This window comes from Nonomuraea sp. PA05 (assembly GCF_008086045.1).
GTDB lineage: Bacteria > Actinomycetota > Actinomycetes > Streptosporangiales > Streptosporangiaceae > Nonomuraea > Nonomuraea monospora.
The window spans coordinates 334944-360585 of sequence record NZ_VSEY01000003.1; the positions used below are offsets into that span (position 1 = coordinate 334944).

The 25642-nt window shown below is 72.5% G+C and carries 29 protein-coding genes; 16 read left to right on the forward strand and 13 right to left on the reverse strand.

What is annotated here, in order from left to right:
* Positions 1–6: 6 nt before the first annotated feature.
* From FXF51_RS07025 to FXF51_RS07050, 6 genes are all read right to left on the reverse strand, one after another.
* Positions 7–2283 (reverse strand): NB-ARC domain-containing protein, encoded by a 2277-nt coding sequence (locus tag FXF51_RS07025; RefSeq protein ID WP_148433431.1) that lies wholly within the window; start codon positions 2281–2283, stop codon positions 7–9.
* A complete protein-coding gene (locus tag FXF51_RS07030) occupies positions 2280–4025 on the reverse strand; it encodes an ABC transporter permease subunit (RefSeq protein WP_148433432.1) in 1746 nt (581 codons plus the stop codon). The genes FXF51_RS07025 and FXF51_RS07030 overlap by 4 nt, the downstream gene beginning before the upstream one ends.
* Complete coding sequence (locus tag FXF51_RS07035) at positions 4022–5245, reverse strand: hypothetical protein (RefSeq protein ID WP_148433433.1); 1224 nt, start codon at positions 5243–5245, stop codon at positions 4022–4024. Before FXF51_RS07035 ends, FXF51_RS07030 begins: the two co-directional genes overlap by 4 nt.
* Positions 5229–5885, reverse strand: a complete 657-nt coding sequence (locus FXF51_RS07040; protein WP_148433434.1) for an ATP-binding cassette domain-containing protein — start codon at positions 5883–5885, stop codon at positions 5229–5231. Before FXF51_RS07040 ends, FXF51_RS07035 begins: the two co-directional genes overlap by 17 nt.
* Positions 5886–5953: 68 nt before the next feature.
* Complete coding sequence (locus FXF51_RS07045; protein WP_148433435.1) at positions 5954–6316, reverse strand: VOC family protein; 363 nt, start codon at positions 6314–6316, stop codon at positions 5954–5956.
* Positions 6313–6921, reverse strand: coding sequence for a dienelactone hydrolase family protein (locus tag FXF51_RS07050; protein ID WP_148433436.1), 609 nt, complete (start codon positions 6919–6921; stop codon positions 6313–6315). The genes FXF51_RS07045 and FXF51_RS07050 overlap by 4 nt, the downstream gene beginning before the upstream one ends.
* Positions 6922–6998: 77 nt before the next feature.
* Between FXF51_RS07050 and FXF51_RS07055 the strand changes: the two genes are divergently transcribed.
* The 3 genes from FXF51_RS07055 to FXF51_RS60620 are packed head-to-tail and all read left to right on the forward strand — an operon-like array spanning position 6999 to position 9464.
* Entirely contained in the window at positions 6999–8192 is a 1194-nt protein-coding gene (locus tag FXF51_RS07055) for an FUSC family protein (protein WP_187414230.1), read from the forward strand.
* A 3-nt stretch (positions 8193–8195) separates the two neighbouring features.
* A complete protein-coding gene (locus FXF51_RS07060; RefSeq protein WP_148433438.1) occupies positions 8196–8714 on the forward strand; it encodes an SET domain-containing protein in 519 nt (172 codons plus the stop codon).
* Positions 8715–8738: 24 nt separating this feature from the next.
* Positions 8739–9464 (forward strand): 2'-5' RNA ligase family protein, encoded by a 726-nt coding sequence (locus FXF51_RS60620; RefSeq protein ID WP_187414231.1) that lies wholly within the window; start codon positions 8739–8741, stop codon positions 9462–9464.
* Here FXF51_RS60620 and FXF51_RS07070 read toward each other — a convergent pair.
* From FXF51_RS07070 to FXF51_RS07080, 3 genes are all read right to left on the reverse strand, one after another.
* The gene (locus FXF51_RS07070) at positions 9413–9781 is read right to left on the reverse strand and encodes a hypothetical protein (RefSeq protein WP_148433439.1); all 369 of its coding nucleotides are present in this window, start codon (positions 9779–9781) and stop codon (positions 9413–9415) included. The two genes, FXF51_RS60620 and FXF51_RS07070, sit on opposite strands and share 52 nt — an antisense overlap.
* A 69-nt stretch (positions 9782–9850) precedes the next feature.
* The gene (locus FXF51_RS07075) at positions 9851–13324 is read right to left on the reverse strand and encodes a tetratricopeptide repeat protein (RefSeq protein WP_148433440.1); all 3474 of its coding nucleotides are present in this window, start codon (positions 13322–13324) and stop codon (positions 9851–9853) included.
* Positions 13325–13449: 125 nt separating this feature from the next.
* The gene (locus tag FXF51_RS07080; protein ID WP_148433441.1) at positions 13450–14142 is read right to left on the reverse strand and encodes a response regulator transcription factor; all 693 of its coding nucleotides are present in this window, start codon (positions 14140–14142) and stop codon (positions 13450–13452) included.
* A gap of 176 nt (positions 14143–14318) precedes the next feature.
* On the opposite strand from FXF51_RS07080, the gene FXF51_RS07085 reads away from it, so the two are divergent.
* The 11 genes from FXF51_RS07085 (at position 14319) to FXF51_RS07130 (ending at position 20360) form a co-directional block, all read left to right on the forward strand.
* Entirely contained in the window at positions 14319–14570 is a 252-nt protein-coding gene (locus FXF51_RS07085; protein ID WP_148433531.1) for a MoaD/ThiS family protein, read from the forward strand.
* Between the two features lie 85 nt (positions 14571–14655).
* Positions 14656–15321 carry a DUF2993 domain-containing protein gene (locus tag FXF51_RS07090; RefSeq protein ID WP_148433442.1) on the forward strand — a complete coding sequence of 222 codons (666 nt, stop codon included), beginning with the start codon at positions 14656–14658 and terminating at the stop codon, positions 15319–15321.
* A 37-nt stretch (positions 15322–15358) separates the two neighbouring features.
* Entirely contained in the window at positions 15359–15871 is a 513-nt protein-coding gene (locus FXF51_RS07095) for a sigma-70 family RNA polymerase sigma factor (protein WP_148433443.1), read from the forward strand.
* Positions 15871–16740, forward strand: coding sequence for an anti-sigma factor family protein (locus FXF51_RS07100; RefSeq protein WP_262379343.1), 870 nt, complete (start codon positions 15871–15873; stop codon positions 16738–16740). The genes FXF51_RS07095 and FXF51_RS07100 overlap by 1 nt, the downstream gene beginning before the upstream one ends.
* Positions 16741–16768: 28 nt before the next feature.
* Complete coding sequence (locus FXF51_RS07105) at positions 16769–17182, forward strand: thioredoxin family protein (protein ID WP_148433445.1); 414 nt, start codon at positions 16769–16771, stop codon at positions 17180–17182.
* A gap of 78 nt (positions 17183–17260) precedes the next feature.
* On the forward strand, positions 17261–17344 hold the full coding sequence (locus FXF51_RS63675; RefSeq protein ID WP_350668905.1) for a putative leader peptide: 84 nt from the start codon (positions 17261–17263) through the stop codon (positions 17342–17344).
* Positions 17345–17404: 60 nt separating this feature from the next.
* Positions 17405–17818 carry a DUF4395 domain-containing protein gene (locus tag FXF51_RS07110; protein ID WP_148433446.1) on the forward strand — a complete coding sequence of 138 codons (414 nt, stop codon included), beginning with the start codon at positions 17405–17407 and terminating at the stop codon, positions 17816–17818.
* A complete protein-coding gene (locus FXF51_RS07115) occupies positions 17815–18654 on the forward strand; it encodes a sulfurtransferase (protein ID WP_148433447.1) in 840 nt (279 codons plus the stop codon). The genes FXF51_RS07110 and FXF51_RS07115 overlap by 4 nt, the downstream gene beginning before the upstream one ends.
* Complete coding sequence (locus FXF51_RS07120) at positions 18654–18959, forward strand: DUF1416 domain-containing protein (RefSeq protein ID WP_148433448.1); 306 nt, start codon at positions 18654–18656, stop codon at positions 18957–18959. The genes FXF51_RS07115 and FXF51_RS07120 overlap by 1 nt, the downstream gene beginning before the upstream one ends.
* A 94-nt stretch (positions 18960–19053) precedes the next feature.
* Positions 19054–19614 carry an RNA polymerase sigma factor gene (locus FXF51_RS07125; protein ID WP_262379326.1) on the forward strand — a complete coding sequence of 187 codons (561 nt, stop codon included), beginning with the start codon at positions 19054–19056 and terminating at the stop codon, positions 19612–19614.
* On the forward strand, positions 19611–20360 hold the full coding sequence (locus FXF51_RS07130; protein ID WP_148433449.1) for a methylated-DNA--[protein]-cysteine S-methyltransferase: 750 nt from the start codon (positions 19611–19613) through the stop codon (positions 20358–20360). Before FXF51_RS07125 ends, FXF51_RS07130 begins: the two co-directional genes overlap by 4 nt.
* A gap of 39 nt (positions 20361–20399) precedes the next feature.
* Here the strand turns inward: FXF51_RS07130 and FXF51_RS07135 are convergent, their stop codons facing one another.
* On the reverse strand, positions 20400–20951 hold the full coding sequence (locus FXF51_RS07135; protein ID WP_148433450.1) for a helix-turn-helix domain-containing protein: 552 nt from the start codon (positions 20949–20951) through the stop codon (positions 20400–20402).
* 139 nt (positions 20952–21090) lie between these two features.
* Here FXF51_RS07135 and FXF51_RS07140 point away from each other — a divergent pair, with 139 nt between their 5' ends.
* On the forward strand, positions 21091–22392 hold the full coding sequence (locus tag FXF51_RS07140; protein WP_148433451.1) for a hypothetical protein: 1302 nt from the start codon (positions 21091–21093) through the stop codon (positions 22390–22392).
* Between the two features lie 33 nt (positions 22393–22425).
* Here the strand turns inward: FXF51_RS07140 and FXF51_RS60625 are convergent, their stop codons facing one another.
* Positions 22426–23274, reverse strand: coding sequence for a hypothetical protein (locus FXF51_RS60625; RefSeq protein WP_187414232.1), 849 nt, complete (start codon positions 23272–23274; stop codon positions 22426–22428).
* Between the two features lie 3 nt (positions 23275–23277).
* On the opposite strand from FXF51_RS60625, the gene FXF51_RS60630 reads away from it, so the two are divergent.
* Complete coding sequence (locus tag FXF51_RS60630; protein WP_187414233.1) at positions 23278–23544, forward strand: hypothetical protein; 267 nt, start codon at positions 23278–23280, stop codon at positions 23542–23544.
* A 763-nt stretch (positions 23545–24307) separates the two neighbouring features.
* On the opposite strand, the gene FXF51_RS07160 is transcribed toward FXF51_RS60630, so the two are convergent.
* Both FXF51_RS07160 and FXF51_RS07165 read right to left on the reverse strand, forming a co-directional pair.
* Complete coding sequence (locus tag FXF51_RS07160; RefSeq protein WP_148433454.1) at positions 24308–24952, reverse strand: hypothetical protein; 645 nt, start codon at positions 24950–24952, stop codon at positions 24308–24310.
* Positions 24949–25614, reverse strand: a complete 666-nt coding sequence (locus FXF51_RS07165) for a hypothetical protein (protein ID WP_148433455.1) — start codon at positions 25612–25614, stop codon at positions 24949–24951. The genes FXF51_RS07160 and FXF51_RS07165 overlap by 4 nt, the downstream gene beginning before the upstream one ends.
* Positions 25615–25642 lie beyond the last annotated feature (28 nt).

The window sequence follows — 25642 nt, forward strand, 5'->3', positions numbered from 1 at the left end:
CGGCTCTCACAGGGCGAGCAACAACGACCGCAGCTCGCTGACCTGCTTCGGCTCCGCGATCCCGTCCCAGGGAGACAGGGCCGCCAGCCCGGCCTCCTGGTGCTCGGCGGCCCGCTCCCGCCGCAGCCTGGCCAGGTGCAGGTGGACGAGCGCGGTGCTCACCCCGGCCGGGGGCAGCCGCGACTCGGCCTCCTCCAGCAGCGCCACCACCGCGTCCGGCGCGTGCCCCGGGTCCTCCAGCATGATCCCGGCCAGGTGCACCAGGCAGCGCGCCCGCCCGATCTCGTCCGCGGCCCCGGTGTAGAGCCGCTCGGCCTCGTCCAGGTGAAGGCCGGCGTCGTGGCTCTGGCCCAGGTAGTGGTGGACCAGCGCGAGCAGCTCGCGGGTGTGCGCCTCCGCCCCGGCGTCGCCGGCCCGCCGCGCCAGGTCGAGCGCCTGGAACAGCACGACCCTGGCGTTGGTGTGCAGCCTGCGCGCCTCGGGGCCGCGGCCGTCGTGGTCGAGCGTCTGGCCCCTGCGCATCAGCAGCGCCGCCACGTTCGCCAGCCGGACGGCCTGCCCGAGCACGTCGCCGCCCGCCAGCGCCTGCCCGTACCTGACGAGGGCCGACTCGACGGCGGGGAACTCGTCGCCGCCGGACAGCAGGATCGCCGCGTGCGCGAGGTGCAGGTCGGCGGGCCACGACTCGACCCTGACGCGCAGCGCCGCCGCGTGGTTGAAGTGCCTGCGCGCCTCGCGCGGGTCCCCCGAGGTGAGCAGGATCGCGCACTGGCGCAGCTCGGCCGTGGCCTGCACCTGCTCGTCCCCGAGCGCCTCGGCCGCCCTGCCCAGCTCGGCCGCCGCGCGCAGCCGGTCCTCGTGCCGCTGTTCGAGCCGGAACCAGCTCTCCAGCGCGTCGGCGATCCGCGCGAGCGCGCGGCCCGTCCCGGGCGCGGGCGCCCTGCGGGCCAGCACCTGCAGCAGCACCCGGTCCTCCATCGCGAACCAGGTCCTGGCCTCCTCGGCGGGCAGCCGCCCGGCGTACGAGCCGGCCTGCCCGGCGAAGTGCTCGACCAGCCGGCGCCAGGCGGCGATCTCCCGGGGCGAGTCCCCGGCGCCGCCGCCGCGGAACGCGCTCGACACCCGGACGCGCGTCATCCGCACGTTCTCCACCAGCCCGAGATCGGCCAGCTCCCCGATCGCGTCCGTCGCGGACGGCACGCCGAGCAGGGCGGCGGCGGCCTGGTGGTCCACCTCCGCGATGGGCAGCCCGGCGAGCAGCACGAAGAGCTGCTTGGCCGTCGGTCTGAGCTGCTTGACGCTGAGGTTGACCACGAAGTCGAGCGTGTCGGCGACGGGCTGGCCGCGCAGGTCGTCCACCAGCGACTGGAGTGAGACGCCCGGATTGCGCGCCAGCCAGCGGCCGACCCTGACGATCTCCAGCGGGCTGCCCAGGCAGACGTCCACCAGCAGCTCCAGCGCCTTCGGGTCGCGGGCCACCCGCGCCGGCCCGATGTGCCTGGCCAGCAGCGCCTGGCCCGCCTCGGGGGCGAGCGGGCCGAGGTGGATCGGCTCGACGTGCTGCGGCGGCGCGTCCGTGAGCGTGCCCGCCAGCACGACGTGCGCGCCCGGCACCCGGGTCGGCAGCCAGTCGACCTGGCTCCACGAGCTGACGTTGTCCAGCAGGAGCACGTGCCCGGTGCCGGTGAGCGCCTCGATCACCTGCGCGGTCGCGTCCTGGGGCTCCTGGATCGCGCCCGGCGGGCGGTTCAGCGTGCGCAGCACCCGCTGCGCGACGCTCAGCGGCGTCTCGGGCCGGTCCCTGTCGGGGCCGCGCAGGTCGGCGTAGCGCTGCTTGCGAGCCTCGCCCGCCAGCTCCCACGCCGCCTGGATGGCCAGCGTGGACGTGCCCATCCCGATGCCGCCGTGCACCACGACGACGCCGTGCTCCAGCGCCTCGTCCTTGATCCGCTGCAGCTCGGCGTCGCGGCCGGTGAAGCCGTCGATCCTGTCGGGGAACGGCATGGCGCCCATGGCCGGCCGGGGCGGAGGCTCGCGGTGGCGGCGGCGGATCAGGTAGGTCAGCGAGCCGGCCGCGATCGGCACCAGCACCACGAGGACGATCAGCAGCCAGGCCGGCCAGCCGCCGATGAGCTGCTTGATCAGCTCCTCCTGGAGGATCAGGAGGGTGCCGCCCACCGTCAGCGCGCCGCCGACGCCCAGCTCGGGCAGGTGCGCCACGGCCCGCCGGTACAGGCGCGACAGCCGGAAGCTCAGCCGTTCCCCGCGCGAGATGTCCGTCACCGGCGCACCCCCCGGGTCAGCCCCCGGTGGAGCCGGCGCGCGGTCACGGCCACCACCAGCACCGGCACCGCGGTGGCGATCACCGCCTGCGCCGCCAGCGGGCTCGCGGCGCTCATGAAGTGGCGGGCCTGCTCCAGCAGGATCAGCGGCAGGTGGTCGCCCGACGGCCAATTGAGCAGCAGCCCGACGACCGCGTCGTTCCACACCAGGACGAACGCCAGCACCCCGGCCAGCACCACGGCCGGGCGCGCCTCGCGGACGACGTGGAACAGCTCCCACCGGTCGCGGGCGAGCATCGGCGCGGGCACCCGGACGAACGCGTTGTGCAGCACCAGCACCGCCAGCGGGATCACCAGCGCCGCGTGCACGATGGTCAGCGCGAGCGCGGTGCCCACGGGGCTCAGCCAGCGCTGCAACGGCACGGCGAACGCCTGCGGCGGCAGCGCCGCCAGGGCCACCGAGACCAGCAGGACGGGCCGCCAGGCGCGGCGCGGCAGCAGGTGCTCGTGCGCCAGCACGTACGCCGCCGGCACCGCGGCCAGCAGCACCACGCACACCACCGACACGGCCCGCAGCGCCGTGGTGCCCAGCGCCCCGGTGAACGCGCTGTCGGACAGCGCCTCCGCGTACGAGCCGAGCGTCCACGGCTCGCCGTTCCACCACCCGGTGCGCGCGGCGGCGACCGGCTCGCGCAGCGACGTGAGCAGCAGCGCCGCGAACGGCAGCAGCCACAGCACGGCCACCGCCCCGCCCAGCGGCCACAACCGCCGCCCGCTCCCGGCGCGGGCGCGCCCCGCCTGAGCCGTGCGGGCCCGTCCGTCGCTCCCGTCAGGTGACGGCTGCGCGGGCGGGTCCGCCCAGTTCACCCGGCCGCGCAGGCCGAGCAGCGCCAGCGAGGCCAGCCCGGCCACCAGCAGGGACATCAGCACGGCCAGCGCGGCGGCCCCCGCGTCGCCCAGGTCGTCGTTGTGCCGCCACCAGTACAGCCCGCCGCCCTCCACCAGCGCCTGCGTCGAGCCGGGCACCCCCATCAGCACCAGGTCGAACACCCGGGCCGCCGCCACCAGCGCGAACAGGTACGCCAGCGCGGCGGGCCCGGCCAGCGCGGGCAGCACCACGGACCAGAGCCGGCGCCGCCGCCCCACGCCGAACGCCCTGGCCATCCGCAGCAGGCTCGACGGCATCCGGGCCAGAGCCTCGTGGAAGACCAGGAACGCGACCCCGGCGTACTGCCAGACGAAGGCCAGCCCGAGCACCAGCCAGATCCAGCCGGGCCCGAGGAAGGCCAGGTCCCTGCCGAGCAGGGCGGCGGCCATGCCGCGCTCGCGGCTGGTGTCGAACAGCAGCCGGAAGATCGCTCCGGTGGTGAGCGGGGAGACCACGGCGGGCAGCACCAGGATGACCCGCATGACCAGGCCCAGCGCGAGGCCGGCGTTCCTGACCAGCCAGGCCAGGCCGAGCCCGACCGCGCACACGATCACGACCAGCACCCACCAGATCAGCGAGTTGCCGACCGCCTGCCAGGCCTGGCCGTCGCTCAGCACGCCGGACCAGGCGCCGGGCCTGGAGAAGCTGATGACCACGGTCACCAGGAACGGCGCCAGGATCACGCCCGCCGACAGCAGCACAGCCAGCAGCAGGTAGAGCGCGGCCCGCCAGCGGCTCAGCCCGGACGCGGCGGCCGGCACCCGGACGTCGTGGTGCGGGGCCACCTCGAACAGGAAGGCGTTCTGCTCGCTCATGCGGCGACGGCCTCCACGATCTTCTCGCGGGCGGCGGCGGCCGCCGTCGGAGGGGGAACCGTGCCCGCGGTGACGTCGGTGAACAGCTCGGTGAGCACCCGCCACAGCCCGCGCCCGTCGCCGCCCTCCAACCGGCCGATGAGCCGGTCCGACAGGTCGTAATGGCGGCTTTCCGCCTTGTTCAGCATCTGCGCGGGCATCTGCAGCAGCGGGTGCGACGGCGCACTGTACGGGGTCAGGAAGCCGCCCTCGTCCACCCAGTCGGTCAGCGCGTCGCGCTCGCCGCTCGCGCGCGGCCTGGTCAGCCAGTTCACGAAGTCGAGTGCGTCCTGCCCGCCGCCGCGCATCGCCACCGCCACGTCACCGCCGACGACCAGCGGGGCTTTCCCGCCGTCGAGGCCGGGGAAGGGGAAGTGCCGGGCCACGTCGCCGCCGCCGTACCGCTCGATGACGGGCAGCGCGAAGTCGGGCGCGGCCACCACGTCAGCGGTGCGGTAGCTGAAGACGTCCAGCATCGAGTCGTGGAACTGCATGGTCAGCGCCCGCCTGCCCTGCTCCTGGGTGAACGCCTCACGCCAGATCGTGGCGAGCAGCGTGAGCGCCTCGGTGACCCTGGCCACCCCCCACCACGCCTGGCTGCCGCGTTCCTCGGGCGGGTAGAGCCCGGTGTAGACCTCGGGGGCGTAGGCGAGCAGCACGTTCTCGAACCAGTCGCTGAGCACCCAGCCGTCGGCCGCGCCGATCGCCAGCGTGCCGGGGCGGGGCTGCCAGTGGGTCAGGCTCGCGGGCGCCCACCGCTCGCCCGCGCGGTGCCACACGAGCGACTTGTTCGCGATCTTGAACCAGGCGCCCAGCTCCTCCTCGCTGTCGTACGGGGTCACCAGCCGCCGCCAGAACTCCGGCTGCTCGTGCCCGCCGCTCCTGGGCCGGATGCGGGGCCGCACCACGGGGTCGAAGAGCAGCCCGAGGCGGGGGATGACCGCCACGTCGGGGATGACGTCCTCGGCGGGGCCGCGCAGCAGCGCGCTGATGTTGTCGCCCGCCGAGTAGACGCTGACGGGCCGCCGGTGCCGCGCCACGTACGCGTCCACCACGCGCAGGAAGCGGCGTAACTCCTCGCCGCTCCACACCACCGCGACGCGTAACGGCGCCTGCCCTGAGCAGCCCGCCACCGTGACGGCCGGGACGGCGGCCAGGAACGCCCTACGGCTCATCGACATCGGCGACCTCCCAGATGCAGGAAGGGGAGGCGAGGCTGGCCACCCTGGTGCCGTCGTCGGTGACGACGAGCACGGCCAGCCCCGGGTCGGCGCGCAGCGCCCCGCTCACGGCCGCGTGGCACGGCCCGCAGCCCGTCCGGTCCTCGATCACCACCACCTTGACGGGCAGCGGGCGGCACAGGACGCGCGCCAGCGCGACGCTCAGCCGTTCGTCGTGGGCCAGCTCGTGCGGCCGCGAGCGCAGGAAGCCCTGGATGTCCATCCGCCTGGCCATGAACGCGATCCGGCCCCGCACGAACGACGGCGCCAGGTCGTCACGCGCGGCCAGCGCCAGGTTCCGCTCGACGGTCAGGTGCGGCAGCAGCCCCGCGCCCGCCGGGACCAGCCCGATCTCGCGCTCCGCGGGCAGCCGCATGGTGATCTCGTGGCCGCCGATCCCGATCCGGCCGCCGACGGGCATCTCCAGGCCGAGCAGCAGGTCGGTGAACGCGTCGGCCTCGGCCGGCCCCTCGGCCACCACCACGGCGGTCTGCCCGGGGGCGAGCAGCAGCGGGTCGGGTGACAGGCGGCGCCGGGCTCCACGCGTCTCCCAGGTGAGACCGTCGATCTCCAGAAGTGGCACGTCCACAACCGCCGTCAAGTCGGGATGTCATCCGCCCCGACGTTCGCACAAACCGGGCCGCGCGGCAACGTGATTGATCGATTCCCCTACGTGTTCAGGAAGAGGCAGAAGGGGTGGCCGTCCGGGTCGAGGTGCACGCGCACGTCCTGCTGGGGCTGGAAGTCGGCCACCGTCGCGCCCAGCTCGACGGCCCTGGCGCTGCTCTCGTCGAGGTCGTCCACCTTGATGTCCAGGTGCGCCATCATCTGCTGGGCCCCGGGCCGGGCCGGCCAGGTCGGCCGCACGTACTGGGGGTCGCTGGAGAACGACAGCCCGGCCCCGCCGTCCGGCGGCCTGAGCATCACCCAGCCGGGCTCCTCCTCCTTGACGTCCCAGCCCAGCAGGGCGCGGTAGAAGGCGGCCAGCGCGTTCGCGTCGGGCGTCTCCAGGACGGTGGCGGCCAGTCTCACATCGGCTCCCTCGGTCCGGTGAAGCAGGTGGTGAACCAGTCTCTTGCGTGCCCGGCCACGGCCTCCAGCGCGCCCGGCTCCTCGAACAGGTGCGTCGCCCCCGGCACCACCGTGATCCGGCTCTCCGCGCTCAGGCGCCGCTGCGCCTCCTCGTTCAGCTCCACGACCACCGGGTCGCGCCCGCCCACGATGAGCAGGGTCGGCGCGCGTACCGCCGCCAGCCGCTCCCCGGCCAGGTCGGGACGGCCGCCGCGGGAGACGATCGCGGTGATCGCGTTGTCCGGCTCGGCTGCCGCCCACAGAGCCGCCGCCGCGCCGGTGCTGGCGCCGAAGTAGCCGATCGGCAGGCCCTTGGCCTCGGGCTGCGCGCGTACCCAGGCGGTGTGCTCCAGCAGCCGCCCGGCCAGCAGCGGGATGTCGAAGACGTTCGCCCTGTCGGCCTCCTCCTCGGGCGTGAGCAGGTCGAACAGCAGCGTGCCCAGGCCCGCCTCGTTGAGCGCGCCCGCCACGTAACGGTTGCGCGGGCTGTGCCGGCCGCTGCCGCTGCCGTGCACGAACACCACCAAGCCGTGAGCGGCGTCAGGAACGATCAGGTCGCCGGCCATGTGTCACCCTCCCTCATCTGCCGCTACCCGCTCAGCGGCGGCTCTATCCGCGGCGTTACTGGGCAGGAAAAATGGACATGGAGGGTGAAACGGGGCGCGGTCGCGAGGTGGTCGGCTCCCCGCTCGAACGCATCGTGTCGGGCGGGGCCGCCGCGCTCGCACGCGCGCACAGCATGGGCCTCGGCCGCTGGCTGCGGATGGAGCGGGAGGCGCTGGCCCAGACGGTCAAGGTGACGGTGGCGTGCGCGCTGGCCTGGTGGCTGGCCGCGTACGTGCTCAAGGTCGACCTGCCGGTGCTCGTGCCCATCGGCGTGCTGCTGACCGTCTCCGCGACGGCGTACAGCACGCTCGTCCGCGGCGGCCAGCAGATCCTCGCCGTGGTGGTCGGCGTGGGCGCGGCCACCGCGCTGATCTGGCTGATCGGCGCCAACGTGGTGACGCTGGCCGTGCTGGTGGTGGCGGGCCTCGTCCTGACGCGCCTGCTCAACCTGCCCGCCCAGAACGTGCAGATCCCCATCACGGCGCTGCTGGTGCTGGCGCTGGGCAGCACGTACGGCTTCGCCCGCCTCGCCGACGTGCTCCTCGGCGCCGCCATCGGCATCGCCGCGAACCTCCTCGTCCTGCCGCCCCGCTTCGTGGACAAGGCCGGCAAGGAGCTGTGCGGCCTGTCCGCTGAGCTGGCCGACCTGGCCGAGGACATGTCGAAGGGCCTGCGCGGCGACTGGGACAGGGAGATGGCCGGCGACTGGCTGGACCGGGCGCGTGCCCTGTCCCAGCGCCTGGAGGACACCGAGCAGGCCGCCGACCAGGCGGCCGAGTCCGTACGGCTGTCGCTGCGCCGCCGCCGCTACGACCGCCGCCTGCGCCAGGTGGCCGAGGCCGCCACCTGCCTCGACCACGCCTGCCACCAGCTCAGAGGCATCGCCAGAGGCCTGGTCGACCTCGTCGCCGGCGTCCGCGGGCTGCCCGGCGCGCGCGGCGCCGACCTGCCAGAGCCGCTGGCGGACGAGCTGGCCGCGCTGTCACGCGTGTTCAGGGACTTCGGCATGCTGCAGGTCGGCCACGGGCGGCGCGAGGACCTGGACGACCTGTGCGCCGCCCTCGACGACGGCGAACGCCAGCAGCGGCGGCTGGCCACCGAGTTCCACCACACCAGGCACACCGAGCTGCGCTCGCTGCAGGGGGCGCTGCTGGACGACTGCGCGCGGATCCGCCACGAGTTCGACCCCGACACCGGCCCGCACAGGGCGGCCTTCCCGAGGCAGGATTGACGGGTGCCGGAACCTCCTGAACCCGACTGCTGGCTCCACCCCGGCCTGGAGGTGCGCCCCTCGGCCATCGCGGGCGAGGGCCTGTTCGCCACCGCGGCCATCTCCGCGGGCACCGTCGTCTCCCGCCTTGGTGGGCGCCTGGTGACCTGGGACGACCTCCAGGCCCTGTTCGCCGACCCCGCCGTGCCCTACGTCGACACCATCACGGTGACCGCCGACCGCCACCTGGTCCTGCCGCCGGGCCGCCCCATCGGCAAGGCCAACCACAGTTGCGACCCGAACCTGTGGTGGACCGGGCCGTACACGCTGGCCGCCCGCCGCGACCTGAGCCCGGGGGAGGAGGTCACCAGCGACTACGCCACCAGCACCGCCGACCCCGGCTTCGTCCTGGACTGCCGCTGCGCCACCCCGCTCTGCCGGGGCCGCGTGACCGGCGGCGACCATCGCCGTCCCGACCTGCTGGAGCGCTACGGCGAGCACTGGGTGCCCGCCCTGCTCATCCTCGCCCGCACGCACCGCTGACGTTGATCATGACATACTGCACGGATGTCCGATTTCGCCGAGTTTCGAGCGAGAGGGCGCGCGGCGCTGCTGGCCGGCCGGGCCACTCATGACGTCCCCTTCGTGGACGGCGGCACCCGCTGGGGCACCACGGCCGCGTTCCGCCCGCAGGACGAGATCGCGGACCGGATGGCGGAGCTGTCCGCCACCGCCGGCGCCACCGGCCACTGGGTGCACGGCGCCAGGGCCCTGCATGTCACGCTCAGGACGCTGGAGCGGTACCGCACGCACATCCCGCAGGACGATCCGCTGCGCCGCGCGTACGGGAGCGCGCTGGCCGAGGCGGTGGCGGGCCTGCCGCCGGCGCGGGTGCGCCTGGCGGGCGTGCACCCGCACCCGGGCGGCGTCGTGGTGGGCGCCCACCCGGAGGACGACACCCTGGACACGATCCGCAAGCGCTTCGCCCACGTGCTGGAGTCGCGCGGCATCCGCGACGTGGAGCGCGGCCGGGTCCGCGACCGCTGGTACGTCAGCCTCGTGCACTTCGCGGCTCCGCTCACGAACGCCGGCGAGCTGGTCGCGTGGTGCGACGCGCACGCGGACGCCGACTTCGGGACGGCCGAGCTGCGCACGGCGGAGATCGTCCAGTACGTGCACACCGGCGGCGGCATCCGCGTGAACTCCTTGGAGCGCGCGGTTCTGGACGGAGGCGGCGGGCTTCAGCCCAGCAGCAGCGCCGTCACGAACTGCAGCAGGTGCCAGGCCACGTAGGCGCTCAGCGAGCAGAACGCCCACTCCTTGCCCCTGCTGATCCGCGAGATCCACCGCAGCTCCTCCGCCGGCTCGCGCCGCGCCCGCAGGGTCCGCGACACGAGGTACGTCGCCACCAGCCAGGCAGCTCCCGACCCCACGGCGAGAGCGGCCGAGATGGCCAGCAGCAGCGGCGAGGAGGAGACCTCCCCGGCGGCGGGAGCCTGGTGCACCCAGGCTCCCAGGAGACCGGCGAGCAGCCCGACGGTGATCCGTCTGTCCTTGCGCGCCTGACTTTTCAGCCAGTTGAGGTCTCGACGCAGATGGTTCTTGAGCATCCGGATCACCTCCGTTTATCGGTAGCCGGATCACCAGCTAACGGGAGTGTCCGGAAAAGATCTGCGACCTTAGATCCGGGATTTCACGACTTTTGTCGGCATTTCATGGATAAGCCGCAGTTCTTCTGCCACGTGCTTCGCCTCGAAGACGTCACCCACCTCTTCCAGAACCCGCACGGCCTCCCGCAAATGGGTCACGGCGGCCCACCGGTGCCCCAGCCGGGCCGAGACCAGGCCGAGTGCCCGCAGCGCGCAGCCGAGGTCGCGCCGCGTCCCGCACTCCCTGTGCACGTCCATGGCCTGCCGCGCGTACACCGCCGCCTCGTCCGTCCTGTCGAGGTCCAGCAGCACCAGGGCGAGGGTGGTGAGCGCCGCCGCCCACCGGTCGCGGGTGCCGGTCTCGTGCTGCAGCTCGGCCGCCTCCCTGGCGGGCGTCAGCGCCTGCGCCGACCGGCCCGCCGCGAGCAGCGCCTGCGCCATCGACAGCAGCGCGCTGCCCCGGTTGTCGCGCAGCTCCTCCCTGATCGCCAGCGCCGCCCTGGCCGCCCGCAGCGCCGCCTTGGGCTGCCCCAGCGACAGGTACGTGTACGTCAGCGTCTCCTGCACGTCGCCCTCGACCCGCCGGTTACCCAGGCCCTGCACGATGTCCAGGGCTTCGAGCGCGTACACGAAGGCCACCTGCGGACGGCCCTGGCGGCGGCGCACCCGGGCGAGCCGGTTGAGCATGCGTGCCTCGACGGGCTCGTCGCGGATCACCCTGCTGATCGAGAGCGCCTGGCTGAGGTAGTCGTCGGCGCGCAGGTAGTCGGACAGCCGCCAGTACACCAGGCCGATGTCGCCGAGCGTCTCGGCCTTGCCCTGCTCGTGGTGCAGCTCGATCTGCACGGCCAGGGCCTGCTCGTAGGAGGCGAGCGCCTCGTCGTAGCGGGAGCCGTTGCGGGCGATGCGGCCCAGCGCGCCAAGGGCCCGGCCGCAGCCGTACTGGTCGCCGGTCGCGGTGTAGCCGGCCAGCGCCCGTTCGGCGTCGCGCTGGGCGTCGTGCGGCAGCCGCAGCAGGTCGTAGATCTCGGCCAGGCACAGCAGCGTCTCGGCTTCTGCGTGCTCGTCGCCCAGCTCGTGACAGATCGACAGCGCCTCCAGGCCCTCCGACAGGGCGGCGTTCGGCTCGCCCAGGTTGCGCTGCACGGTGGCCAGGATGATCAGGCTCTGCGCGGTGCCGCGCCGGTCGCCCAGCTCCTCCCGCACGTCCAGGGCCTGGCCGGCGTGGTGCAGTGCCAGCTCGTAGCGCTCCTGCGACAGGTGCAGCCGCGACAGCGTGTGCAGGCAGCTCGCCACCCCGGCCGGGTCGTCGATCTCCCGGTACAGGTCGAGCGCCTCGGCGGCGTAGCGCAGCGCGTCCTCGCTGTTGCCTGCGATGCCGTGCACCTCGGCCAGCTCGTTCAGCGCCCGCGCCTGGCCCTCGCGGTCGCCCAGCTCGGCGAAGTCCGCCAGCGCCTCGCCGATCAGCCTGGCGGCCAGCGTGGACGGGCCGATGTCGCGGTGCAGGCTGCCCAGGCGGCTGCGCATGAGCGCGATCGCCCGCCGGTTGCTGACCTGCATGGCCGAGGTGAGCCCGCCCTGCTGGACCTCCAGGTTGTTCTCGTAGAAGCGCAGCCGCCTGAACGGCTCGAACACGGCCTCGGCCAGCCGCCAGGCCATGCCGTGCGCGCCGTTCTCCCCGGCCAGCCGCACGGCCGACACCAGCGAGCGCCGCTCGGCCTCGAACCACTCGCGCGGCGTCGCCGGGTCGGTCGCCATCGCCAGGTAGTGGTCGAGCAGCCGCACCCTGGCCTCCCGCACGCCCGCCTCCGCGTGCCTGCCCAGCTCCTTGGCCAGCCGCTTGACCAGGTCGTGCACCCGGTAGCGCGGCCCCGGCAGCGGCTCCACCAGGTACGCCCTGTGCAAGCCTTCCACCGCGACCACCGCCTCGTTCACCGGCACGCCGAGAGCCGCCGCCAGCACCTCGGGCGTGAAGTCCCGCCCCGGCAGCAGCCCGACGTGCCGGAACGCCCGCCGTTGCGCGGGGCTCAGCGACTCGTACGCCAGGTTGAGCGCCTTGGTGAACGCCTCCTCCGGATCGCCCACCAGCAGCCGATCGGGCCTGCGCAGCTCCTGCGCCCTGGACTGGACGCTGAGCCCGGGGTTCTCGGCCAGCTTGGCCGCCGAGATGCGCAGCGCGAAGGGATGGTAGGAGCACACCCGGGCCAGCTCGGCCAGCGCGTCGCGGTCGGCGGCCCTGGGCGAGCCCTCGCCGAGCACCGCGACGAGCAGCGCCACGGCGTTGCCCGGGTCGAGCACCGGCAGGTCCATCAGGTCGGCGTGCCCGGTGGCGCGCAGCGGCGCCATCCTGGTCCTGCTGGTGACCAGCGCCACGCAGTCCCTGCTGCCCGGCAGCAGCGCCCGCACCTGCGCGGGGTCGGCGGCGTTGTCCAGGATGAGCAGCAGCCGCCGCCCGGCGATCCTGCTGCGGTACAGCAGCATCAGCTCGGCCTCGTCGGAGGCGGGCTCGCCGATGCCGAGCGAGCGCAGGATCTGTCCCAGTGCCTCGATGGTGCTCATCGGCGGCTGGCTCGGCGACTGCCCGCGCAGGTCGATCACGATCTGCCCGTCGGGGAACCGGTCGGCGTGCAGGTGGCCCCAGTGCGTCACCAGCGCGGTCTTGCCCACGCCCGGCAGGCCCTGCACGACCATGGTGTTGGTCCGCCGTGGCCGTTCCAGCCAGCCGGTGAGCAGGTCGAGGCTCTGCTGGCGGCCGATGAAGTCCGGCATGTCGGCGGGGAGCTGGCGCGGCTTGGGCACCTCGCCCACCGGCAGCGGCTCGGCCGGCCCGGCCGGGCGGGCCAGGAACGGCGGCACCCGCCCGGCCCACGGCGCCGACAGGTGCTCCCAGCTCCCGGCGGCGACGCGCAGCGCGGACGGGTCGGCGACGCGCAGCCGCCGGTACCGGACCCGGACCAGCCAGCCCCGCTGCGTCCACCGGGTGATCTGGCGCTGCACCACGTCGGCGGAGCTGCCGACCAGCCCGGCCAGCGTCTCCATGGTCAGCGGCGGCGCGTCCTCGGAGCCCAGCTCGTAACGCTCGTCCAGGTGCAGCAGCCACACGGCCAGCCGGGCGGCGACGGGCGCGCGGGACAGCGCCTCGTGCCTGCGCGCGGCCATGTTCCGCGCGAACAGCTCCTGCACCAGCGCGTTCGCCACGGCGGGGCTGCCGGAGGCGTGCTCGCGCAGCCGCCGCAGGTCGATGGGCCAGGCGCGGACCTCGGTCAGCGCGTCCACCCTGACCCGGTCGGCGGGGCTCCAGAAGGCCAGCTCGCCGACGAGGTCGCCCGCGCCCCGCAGGTCGTGCACGGCCTCGCGCCCGCCCGCCGGGGTGTACTCGCGGGCGTAGCCCGAGTCGATCACGTAGACGTTGTGGTCGGCCCGCAACGGCGAGCACATCATCTCGTCACGGTGGTAGACACGCGGGCGGGCGCCCTCGTCGATCAGCGATCCGAAGAGGCCCACCCGGACACCACCCCCTTAAGGACGGCGGTGTCCTCGACATGACAGACGCGAAACAGTTCGTACGACGACCTGTCACATCAGTGGAGCGCAGCGGGAACCCGCTGTCAATCTTCGGGAACTTTCGGTCAGACGTTGGCCGCGTCGGCGCGGTCGGGCACGAAGCGGTAACCGACGTTGCGCACCGTGCCGATCAGCGACTCGTACTCGGTGCCGAGCTTGGCGCGCAGCCGCCGCACGTGCACGTCGACCGTCCTGGTGCCGCCGAAGTAGTCGTAGCCCCAGACCTCCTGGAGGAGCTGGGCGCGGGTGAAGACCCTGCCGGGGTGCTGGGCGAGGTACTTGAGCAGCTCGAACTCCTTGAACGTGAGGTCGAGCACGCGGCCGCGCAGCCGCGCGGTGTAGGTGGCCTCGTCGATCGACAGGTCGCCGCTGCGGATCTCGTCCGGCACGTCCTCCGTCGAGGCCTGCGAGATGCGGCCGGTGGCCATCCGCAGCCGGGCCTCCACCTCGGCGGGGCCGGCGCTGTCGAGCAGCACGTCGTCCACCCCCCATTCGGAGGTCATCGCGGCCAGCCCGCCCTCGGTCACGATCACCAGGAGCGGGCAGTCGATGCCGGTGGTGCGGATCAACCGGCACAGGCTCTTGGCCTGGACGAGCTCCTTGCGCGCGTCAACGAGGACAGCGTCGGCGGGAGGGGTGTCGATGAGGGCGGATGCCTCCGCCGGGGCGACGCGGACCGAGTGGAGCAGCAACCCCAGCGCCGGTAGCACCTCGGCGGACGGCTCGAGGGCGTTGGTCAGCAGGAGCAGGTTGCTCATTACGGCCTCCTCAAACACGCAAGGACCCGGGGGCTACGTCGCCCAGGTCCTGTGAGTGAGGATATCCCACGAGTAAGTCGCGTCCATTGCGCGTCCGGCAGATGAACAGCGCGTCTCCTGGAACAAGCTCGTTAAGGGCGACGCACAATAGTGTGGAAAAGATTGTGAGGCAAGGCATGGCCACGGGAAAAGTGCGTTATTGGGCGGCTGCCAAGGAAGCGGCGGGAGTCGCCGAGGAACCGTTCGAAGCGGTCACGCTTGGTGAACTCATGACGAAAATCACACAAAATCGGTCAGACCTCGCACGCGTCGTGCGACGATGCTCGTTCCTCGTGGACGGCTCGCCGGTCGGCAAGCGCCCCCACGGAGAGGTGATCCTCGCCGACGGCGCGACCGTGGAGGTCCTCCCGCCCTTCGCAGGCGGTTGAGCCGTCAGGTGAGGGGGTGCTTCGCGGGGGAATGGGAGATTCCAATCGGTAGTCTCTTGACCCCCGCTCGAGACATGGGAGCCCCATGCGCAAGCTGATCGTTTTTCTGATCGTGCTGGTCGTCCTCCTTGTCGCCGTGGACCGCGTCGCCGTGGCAGGCGTGCAGCGGGATCTGGCGAACCGCATCGCGGCGTCGGCCGACCTCTCCGGCACGCCGACCGTCACCATTGAGGGCATCCCATTTCTCACTCAGGCCATCTCCGGGCGCTATCCGGAGGTACGGTTCAATCTCGGCACGTTCACGTACGGAGACGTGCCGATCAAGAACCTGCGGGGCGCCGCCTACGACGTGACGGCGCCCCTGGCGGACATCATCCAGAACAGACCCGACATCCGGGCCGGCCGTGTGAACATCAGTGGCACCCTCACCAGGGAGACGATCGACAAGTACGCCCCCCAGGGCGTCAAGATCGGCGGCAACGGGCGGCGGCTCACGGCGTCGGGCGAGGTCACGGTGGGGGTGAGCAAGGTGCGGTTCAACGCCGAGATGCGGGTCGAGCTGGCCGACGGGGCGATCAGGGTGCAGGCCGAGAAGATCCAGGGGGTGCCCGACCAGGTCGCCCGGCTCATCTCCTACACCATCCCGTTCCAGGGCAAGCTGCCCTTCGACGTGAAGGTGACCGGGGTCAGAAGCGTGGCGGAGGGCCTGGAGATCTCGGCCGAGGCGTCTGACGTGCCGATCCGTGGATGAGACTGAACCACTCACGCCCGCCGTACGTGAAGAGGGTGTGAGCACAGCCGGGACCGCCGACGAGGAACTCGTGAAGACCCTCTTCGACGAGCACGCCGGGCCCCTCTACGGCTACGTTCTGCGACTGACCGGTGACTCCGGGCGGGCCGAGGACGTCGTCCAGGAGACGCTGCTGCGGGCCTGGCGGCATCCCGAGGCGATGTCCGGCAGGCCCATCCGCGCGTGGCTGTTCACAGTGGCCCGTAATCTCGTCGTGGACCAGCATCGCGCCAAGAAGGCCAGGCCGCCGGAGACCGGCGACGAGGCGCTGGCGGTCCTGCCGGCCGACGACGAGCTGGAGCGGGCGGTCGAGTCGTGGGCCGTGGCCGAGGCGCTGGCCGCGCTGCGGCCCGAGCACCGGGAGGTGCTGCTGGAGGTCTACTACCGGGGGCGATCGGTGAAGGAGGCGTCGGCGACGCTGGGCATTCCGCCGGGCACGGTGAAGTCCCGCACGTACTACGCGTTGCGCGCGCTCAAGCTGGCGCTCGAGGAACGGGGGCTGGCACCGTGATGACGTGCGAGGAGGTTCGCATCTCGCTGGGCGCGCACGCGCTCGGCGCGCTCGAGCCCGAGGAGGAGCTGGAGATCGACCACCACCTGGCGACCTGCGAGGCGTGCGGCGCCGAGCTGATGGAGCTGGAGGGGGTCGGCGCGTTCCTGGGCAAGGTGTCCGAGCGTGACGTGGAGCTGGTCGCCAGCCCTCCGCGCCAGGTGCTCGACCGGCTGCTGAACGACCGCGTCAAGCGGACCAGGCGCGGGCGCGCCGTGATGTCGCTGATCGCGGCGGCGGCGGTCCTGGTGGTGGGCGGCACGGTGTGGACGACGATCCAGACCGGCTCCGGTGGCGAGACGACGGCGGCCCAGGCCCCCGCGCCCGCCGCCTCGGAGGCTCCCCAGGTGCTCAGCGACCAGAGCAGTGACCAGAGCAGCGAGGAGGGCTACGCGCAGAAGGCCCAGCCGAGGGACGCGGCCTCCGACTCCCGCGGTGCCGGTGAGGCCTCGCAGAGCCCCGCGGCGCCCGAGAGCGCGACCCGGGCCACCCCGGTCCCGACCGCGGCGGACGAGGTCGCCTTCAGCGACGAGAACGAGGACGCCGAGTACTACGCCACCGTGCTCGTCCGGCCCACGGCGGCGGGCTCCGCGCTCGGCGTGCAGGTCACAGGGGTGCCCGTGGGCACCGACTGCCTGGTCGTGGTGGTCGGCGTGGACGGGCGCGAGGAGCGTTCGCAGAGCTGGATCGTCAAGCAGCGCGACTACGAGACCGGGAAGATCTTCCGCTTCGGGACGACCATGTCGCTCGGCGAGATCGCCAGGTTCGAGGTCGTGGACACCGCCGGGAAACTGCTCGTCAACGTGCCCGTGAAGGACCGCGGGAAGTAAGCGGTCCCGCCGCGCGGTTGCACGGAGGATGACGGGCTTGTGGGTGGCGCTGGCGACGCTGGCGCTCGGAACGGTGATCGGGGTGACGCGCTTGCGCCGCGACGGACGCGTGAACGACGCGGGCGGCGAGCGGCTGTCCGCCGACGACCTCGGCGCCGCGCTCGGGGAGAGGGCCACTCTGGTGCAGTTCTCGACCGCGTTCTGCCAGCCGTGCCGGGCCACCCGGCGCGTCCTGGCCGACGTGAGCGCGCTCGTGCCAGGCGTCGGCCACGTCGAGATCGACGCCGAGTCCCGGCTCGACCTCGTCCGCAGGCTGGACATCACGCGCACGCCCACCGTGCTCGTCCTCGACGCGGCGGGCGGCGTCGTCAAGAAGGCGTCCGGGCAGCCGCGCAAGGCCGACGTGCTGGCCGCGCTGGCACAGGCCGTACCGGAAACCTGACTGTGAGCCGTCTCACAAGTCGTCTCAGCAACCGGACGAGATGTGACAGATGCCGAGACGCCGAGTAGTGTCGTCGCCATGAACCCATCGACAGAGCTGCTCACGAAGCGGCGCGCGGTTGATTTCTGCCGCGTAGCCACAGCGCTCTGTCGCGCTGCCTGAGGACGATCTCGCGCGGACCTGTGATCCGCCCCAAATCGACCCCTTCAGGAGCATCCTTCGATGCGTGCCGATCCTAGAGCGCTGCGCTTCGGCGCGGCCATCACCACCCTGGTCCTCGCCTCCGTCCTGGTGACGGAGAGCTTCTGGCTGCTCGCCGCCCAGGCGGTGGTGTTCGCGCTCGGCGCGCATCGGCGCTCGCCGTACGCGGTGCTCTTCAAGGTGTTCGTCAGGAGCGATCCAACGGAGACCGAGGACGCCCGTCCGCCCCGCTTCGCCCAGGGGGTAGGGCTGGCCTTCGCGGTCGTCGGCCTGGCCGGGTTCGCCACCGGGATCACACCGCTGGCCCTCGGGGCCACGGCCGCGGCTCTCCTCGCCGCCTTCCTCAACGCAGCCTTCGGATTCTGCCTCGGCTGCGAAACGTACCTGCTCATTCGCCGACTACTGCCCGCCGCCAACATGGAGGTATCCAAATGAGCCGCTCCGCCGCCCTGGTGGACGCCGACTGGGTCGAGGCCAACCTCGACAACCCTGGAGTCGTCCTCGTCGAGGTCGACGAAGATGTCAGCGCCTACGACAAGGGCCACATCCGTGGTGCTGTGAAGGTCGACTGGCGTAACGACCTGCAGGACCCTGTGCGCCGCGACTTCGTGGACAAGACGGGTTTCGAGGCGCTGCTGTCCGACCGCGGCATCGGCAACGATGACACCGTCGTGCTGTACGGCGGCAACAACAACTGGTTCGCCGCCTACGCGTACTGGTACTTCAAGCTGTACGGCCACCAGGACGTGAAGCTGCTCGACGGCGGGCGCAAGAAGTGGGAGCTCGACTCGCGTGAGCTGGTCAAGGACGTGCCGCAGCGCGCCAAGACCCAGTACGTGGCCCAGGAGCAGGACAGCGCCATCCGCGCCTTCCGCGACGACGTGGTGTCCGCCATCGGCAAGCTCAACCTGGTCGACGTGCGCTCGCCCGACGAGTTCACCGGCAAGCTGCTCGCTCCGGCCCACCTCCCGCAGGAGCAGGCCCAGCGCGGCGGCCACGTGCCCACCGCCCGCAACATCCCGTGGTCCAAGGCCGCGAACGACGACGGCACCTTCAAGTCCGACGACGACCTGCGCACCCTCTACCAGGAGGCCGGCGTCGACTTCGGCAAGGACACCATCGCCTACTGCCGCATCGGCGAGCGCTCCGCGCACACCTGGTTCGTGCTGCACGAGCTGCTCGAGCAGTCCAACGTGAAGAACTACGACGGTTCGTGGACCGAGTACGGCTCGCTCGTGGGCGTGCCGATCGAGCTGGGGGAGGCCCGCTAATGTCGGCTGCAGCACAGGGTTGCGGCGCGCCGGAGCAGACCGTCGCGCTGCCCGCCGGGATCGACCTCAGCAACCAGGCCGTCATCCAGGGCGTCGTGACCGGCGCCGGCACCGCGTACGCGCGGCTGCTCGACCACTCCGGTGAGTTCACCGGCGAGGTCGTCGTCTCCGAGGACGGCGTCTTCCGCTTCTTCGCCGCGCCCGGCGACTGGACCGTCCGCATCATCGCGGGCGGCGGCGTCACCAGGGACGTGCAGGTCGAGGCCAAGCTGGGTGAGGTCGCCCAGCTCGCGGTCGCCGTCTGAGCACCTGTTCGCCTTCAGGGCCCGCGTTCTCCTCGCACGGAGACGCGGGCCCTTCGCGTGCAACCGATCCCCGCCGCGCGGTGTTGTAGAGAACGTGGCTGTAACCGACTGTCCAGAACCGGTGCTCAAGGCGCTGCTCGACGACCTCGACACGGGCTTCGCCGAGCTGTACGGCGCCTACCGCGGCCTGGTCTTCTCGGCCGCGCTGCGGCTGACCGGGCGCTGGGCCGACGCCGAGGACTACACGGCGGAGGCGTTCCTGCGGGCGTACCGGGCCCTGTCCGGCTACTCGCCCGAACGCATCGCGGGGCTGCAACCGCGCGCCTGGCTGATGACGATCCTGATGAACGTCTGGCGCAACTGCGCCCGCGCCAAGTCCCGCAGGCCGCCCACCGACCTCGTCGACGAGCCGCTGGACAGCGCCGACCCCGGCCAGGACGTCGAGGCGGCAGCCGTCCGCCGCGAGACCGGCGACGAGCTGGCCGCGCTGCTGGGGCGGCTCCCCGACGAGCAGCGGGCCGCCGTCGTGCTCAGGCACGTCGTGGACCTGCCGGTCAGTGAGATCGCCACGGTGCTGAAGATCCCCCAGGGTACGGTCAAGTCGCACGTGTCCCGGGGGTTGAGGCGGCTACGCGCACTAGGAGGTGCCCGATGACTCAGGATCCCCTGCTCACCGGACTCGCGGCACTCGCCGTGGAGCCGCCGGAAGCGTTGCTCGACCGGATCGCGGCCCGCTGGATCCGCGTGCCGGTGCCCATCGGGGAGCTGTCCGTGGCCTACACCGACCAAGGTGTGGCCTACGTGCACGAGGGAGACGGCTTCACGCGGGCCTTCAGGGAACGCTTCGGCCGTCCCCTGCTGCCCGCCGCCCGCCCGCCCGCGGGCCTGGTGCCCGCGCTGCGCACCGGGCGGCTGTCGGGGCTGCGGCTCGACCTGCGCGGGCTCAGCCCCTTCCAGCGCTCGGTCCTGGAGGCGACACGGGACATCCCGCGCGGGGAGGTCCGCCCGTACGCATGGATCGCCGCCCGCATCGGCCGGCCCAAGGCCGTGCGCGCCGTCGGGACCGCGCTCGGGCACAACCCGGTGCCGCTGCTCATCCCCTGCCACCGGGTCATCCGGTCGGACGGGGCGGCGGGCGAGTACGTGTTCGGCCCGGCGGCCAAGGAGCGGCTGCTGGTGGCCGAGGGGGTGGATCTGGAGCGGCTGCGGGCGCTGGCGGGGGAGCGGGTGTTCTACCTGGCCAGCGACACGACCGGCGTGGTGTGCTTCCCGACCTGCCACAACGCGCGGCGCATCACGGCCGCGCACCGGCACGGCTTCCGCAGCCTGTCCCAGGCTCGCGCGGCCGGCTACCGGCCCTGCCGCACCTGCCGCCCGGCGGCCGAGGACGTCCCGGCGTAGCGGCGGGTACGGCGCGCGCCCGAAGGAGGTGGGGCGGGGTCAGATCGGCTTGGTCGGGTAACGCATCAGCAGCGTGGCCCGCACCACGTCAGGCCCGTGCGCCCGATACCCGTGCGGCACGTCCGACACCCACGAGATGTGATCCCCCGGCCGTGCCGTGAGCGGCTCCTTGATGGGCCCCGCGCTGAGCGTGCCGGTGAAGACCGTGACGTGCTCGCTGACCCCTTCGTGGTGCGCGGGCGAGGTCTGCGTCAACCCCGGCGGTATCCGCACCCGATACAGCTCGTAGGTGACCCGGTCGTCCTCGAACACTTCCAGCAGTTCGGCCTCGATGGCCGTCCCCCGCATGATCTGCGGCTCGGGTGGCGCGTCGAGTATGGCCCCGATCGGCACCCCGAGCTGCGCGGTGATCGCCCAGAGCGTCTCCAGGGTCGGGTTGCGGGTGCCGGTCTCCACGCCCGACAGGGTGGCCTTGCCGATGCCGGCCCGCTTGGCGAGCTCGGAGAGCGAGACGCCGCGTGCCTGCCGCAGTTGCCGCAATCGGTCTCCCACCACGCGCGGATCGGTGTCGAGTGCGGGCTGCGGCTCCATAGAGCCATTTTGCCGCACATCCAACCAACGTGTGGGCTCGGGCCGATGATCGCCGCCTGCTCATGATCGATCTGCGGAGCGTAGCGCTTTTGCCAGGTTGCGGCTGCGCTCCAAGGGACAGACCGATACGATTCCACAGATGTCCGGATCGTCAGGTGTGACGGCACCCCCGCGACCTGGGCCTGCGACGGCTCAGGAGCTGCCGTCGCCGTACTCGCTGCCCCTGCACGCACTCCGCCTGGCGGGCAAGTGCGCCCTGCCCCTGATCTGCTGGTTCGCCGTCGGCGAGCTGGCACGCTTCGTGCTGCTGTACGGCGCCGTCGAGGTGGCGTACGGCGACTGGCGGCAGATCCGCCTCGTGGGCGTCATGACCCTGCTGACGCTCATCATCATGGCGGCGATGACGGTCACCACCGGCATGCTCTACACCCTGCGCGGCGCCCTCTGGGAGCTGCGGGCCAGGGCCGACGAGGGCGTCGCCGACGAACGCTTCTTCCGCACCCTCGACCGCGTCGCCCCCGCCTTCGCGGTGCTCTATCTCGCGTGGGGCTTCCACGTGGAGGACGCCCGCGACATCTACCAGATGGACATCTTCCATCACTTCTACGACCTGACCTCCGCCGCCTGGTTCGGCGAGGAGAGCCAGTTCGGCGAGGGCCTGTCCGGCCTCGACTGGCGGGTGTCGCTCGGTGCGATGGCCGTGATGTTCGCGCTCAAGATGCTGTTCGCCAAGCTCGTCGAGAAGGGCAAGAGCGGCTTCTACGGCTTCGCCGCCGCCTTCTCCGAGTTCGCCTTCGTCTTCTACGGGCTGAACGCCACCGTCGCCTTCGCCGACGCGCGGTCCGAATGGGTGTCGCACCGCAGCGTCGTCGAGGGCACGCAGGAGGTCTGGGCCGAGGCACAGCAGAAGGTGCCGGTCTGGGACGGCATCACCGGCTGGCTGGGCGACGTCTGGCCGCTGTTCCTCGACGCCGTCGCCGTCCCCCTGGCCTGGCTCACCGTCGCCATGCTCGTCTTCGGTGCCTACTCCGACGAGGCCCGCACTCTGCTCAAGGGCACCAAGCTGGAGAAGAGCGTGGACCGCCTCGAAAGCAGCCACGACATCACGCAGAAGTCCTTCGACCAGGTCACCGGCGGGTTCCGGGACCGCTGGCTGCCGCTGGCCAACTCGCTGCGCATGGTCTTCAAGGCCGGCGCGCCGCTGTTCGGCATGATGTGCCTGTGCTACGTGGGCGTGCTGGTGGCCGGCGAGTACGGCGAGCGCGGCCTGCGCTACCTCATCGGCAGCGAGGCCGAGTGGGTGTGGGTCTACCAGGGGCCGCCGCTCGCCTTCGTGCACAAGATGGTAGTGACCGTGCTCACCATGGCGCTCCTGGCCGCCACGTACGACCTCGCCGCCACCCGCGCCCGCCTGCGCGGAGAGCCCCTCAACGACGTCTGAGCACCGCCCTCACCGTTCGTCCGGACGTCGCTCTCAACGACGTCTGAACACCAGCACCACGTCGTCCTTCTCGGCCTTCTCCATCGCCTCCCGGTCGAACAGGTCCTCCGTGGGCGTGTCCGAGCGGTAGGTGCTCGGCCGGAAGCTCAGCTCCACCTCGTTCGCCACCGGGGACGGCACGATCGCCAGCCCCTCGATCCTGTACTCCTTGCCCAGCTCAAGCTTGTCGTCCTGCGGCGGATCACCGACCGCCTGGGCCTCGACCGCCCAGGTGCGGCCCTTGGTGTCCGTCAGCTTGAACTCCGACGGGATGCCCGTCATGGTGGCGCTGGACTCGTTCAGCAGCTTCTTCGTGATCACGATCTTCAGCCAGGTCACGCCCTCGCGCAGCTTGCTGCCCGCGGGGGCTTCGGTCTTCGTGATCGTGGCCTTGTACTCGATGTTGTGCGCCTGGCCCGCCTGGCCGGCGGCGACGATGGTGTGCCTGGTGTCCTTGCGGCTGTCCGTTTTCATCTCGTAGAAGAGGTAGCCGTCGTAGCTCTGGGCGGCGGTGGTGAGCAGCGACGCGAGGATCGCGCCCGCGGCGATCAGGGCGGTACGGCGACGCCTGGAACGACGCGGGGACGCGGCCCTGCCGGACGCGGTGCTGCCGGGCGCGGTGCTGTCGGGTGCGGTGCCGTCGGGTGTGGCGGGCGACTGCTCGGGGGCGCCCGGCGGCTGCGCGCCGGGCGGCTGCGCGCCGGGCGGCAGGGTGCCGGGCGGCAGGGCGCCGGGCGGCTGGGTGCCGGGCGGCAGGGCGCCGGGCGGCTGGGTGCCGGGCGGCAGGGCGCCGGGCGGCAGGGCGCCGCCGGGAGGCTGCGCGCCCAGCGGGTGTGCGCCCATGGCATGCGCGCCCGCCGAGTGCGCGCCGGGGGGCTGCACACTGGGCGGCAGAGCGCCGCCGGGAGGCTGGGCGCCCACCTGTGCGCCCAGGGCGGCCGCGCCCATGCCATGCACGCCCCGCGAGTGCGCGCCCGAGGGCTGCGCGCCAGGCGGCTGCGCGCTTATGCCGCGCGCGCCAGGGGGCTGCGGGCCGGGCGGCTGCGCGCTTATGCCGTGCGCGCCAGGGGGCTGCGGGCCGGGCGGCTGGGCGCCCAGGCCATGCGGGCCTGAGGGCTGCGGGCCGGGCGGTTGCGTGCCTATGCCATGCGCGCCGGGCGGTTGGGCGCCAGGGGGCTGGTGGCCGGGTGGCTGCGGTGCGCCGAACGGAATCGTGCCAGGCAGTGGCCCAGCGGACGGCCGCACGGCCGGGATCGGCTGCGTCGCACCACCGGCGGTCTCACGCTGCGCCGGAGGCCAGACCTGCTGATCGGAAGGCGCATACCGCCCACGGTGCGCGGGCGTCCCGAACCCCTGCGGCCCAGCGCCCGGAAGCGGCGGGCCCCCGTGACGGGGCGGCATCCCGGCAGGACCCGGCGCGCCCTGCGGGTGAGGCCCACGCGGCCCCTCCTGCCCGTACGAGGGTGGCGGCGCGCCCTGCCCGTACGGTCCCTCCTGCCCGTACGGCCCCCCGTACGGACCCTCCGGACCAGAAGGCGGACCAGGAGGTGGCACCGCACGACCGTGTCGCCCCCGGCGGGGCAGCCCTGTGCCCCGCTCGGCCGCCGGACCGCCCGGATGGGGAGCCGGCCCCAGGCCGGGCGGCGGAACCGGACTCGGCGGCGGCGGTGGCGGGGGAGCCTCACCCGAACCGGAGCCCGAGCCCGAACCGGAGCCCGAACCGGAGCCCGAACTGGAACCAGAGCCGGAGCCCGAACCGGAACCGTGACCGGAACCCGGACCCGAACCGGAAGGGGACGCTGGCGGGTACTCCTCGGGCCGCTGATCGCTGCGAGGCGCGAACCAGTCACGCTCGTCGTTGCCACTCATATCCCGCTCACTTCTTCACCGAGTAGACAGCCTCCGGCGAGGCGGCCAGCTTCCGCGCCCCCTCATCGTCCAGCCCGAGATCCACCTCGACCTCCGGCAGGTACGCCTCCGAAATGGCCTCCCCCGGCAGCCCGATGACGATGCTCGCCCCCGGCAGCGCGGAGGCCGGCACCTCGAAGACGTACCGTCCGCTGACCCAGATGTCCGGCTGCACCCAGGTGTTGGACAACAGGACGGAGTTGTCGACCCGGTCGGTGTTGTCGAACCTCTTGCCGTCGGCGGTCAGCAGCACGGCCTCGCTGAGGTGGTAGGGCTTGAGGCTGGACTTGGCGGAGACCATGACGATGAGGAACAGGTTGTCGGTGCCGATGGTGCTGCTGGAGCTCTCGATGGCCTTGGCGACCGAGAACGAGTCCACCCGTGCGGTGAATCGCCGCGCGTCCACGTCCTGGCCCTTGGCGCCGGTGTAGGTGAGCGGGTCGGAGAGCTCGCCCTCGGTCATGTGCAGGGTCTGGAGCCCGATGGCGCCGCTGATCAGCACCAGCCCGGCGACGGCGTTCAGCAGCCACGAGCCGCCGCCGCGCGGCCTGGCGGCTCTTCTGCCGCGCCGCGCCGGCCCGGCGACCGCTGATCTCTGCTCGGTGGCGGTCACGCCGGGTCGCCCTTCTTGACCGACATGGTGACCCGTGCCTTGATCTCGGGCAGGTGCTTCTCGCCCACCTCTTTGGCGATCATCCGCCAGGCCTCGACGTTGTTGTTGAACTGGGCCGTGAACTCGAAGGAGGCCACGTCAAGGGTGATCTTCGCGGGCGGCTGCTGGCCCTTCTGCAGCTTGTAGCGCAGGATGACCTCGGTGGGCACGCCAGGGTGGAGCTGCCGGGTCTCGCCGCCCTTGCTCAGGGCGTAGGCGAACGGTCCGGCGTCCTCGTGGGTGAAGGCCGGGTCGATCTTGACGAGTGAGCCGGCGAAGAAGGTGGAGGAGAAGGCCTGCTCCACCTTCTCGGGGGGCAGGCCGACGAGGAGGGTCTCGTCGGAGTTGTTGGTCACGTTGAAGACCAGCTCCACGAACCGCTTCTCCTCGTCCCAGTCGTTCTGGGCCGGTTCGATCTTCACGCGGGAGCCGACGAACTTGGTGGAGTACAGGCCTTGATCGAGCACGGCGCCCTCGCTGAGCGGGTCCGGTTGCTCGGGGGCCTCGTTCAGGCCGCCGAGGAGAGCGGTGATGCCGACGGCGGTGAAAGTCACCAGAGCCAACGCGGGCACCACCACCGGCCGTCTGGGCTTGTCAGTGCTGCCGCCGGAGGGTTCCGTCATGGGTAAGGATGGTAATAGGTCTCGCTTG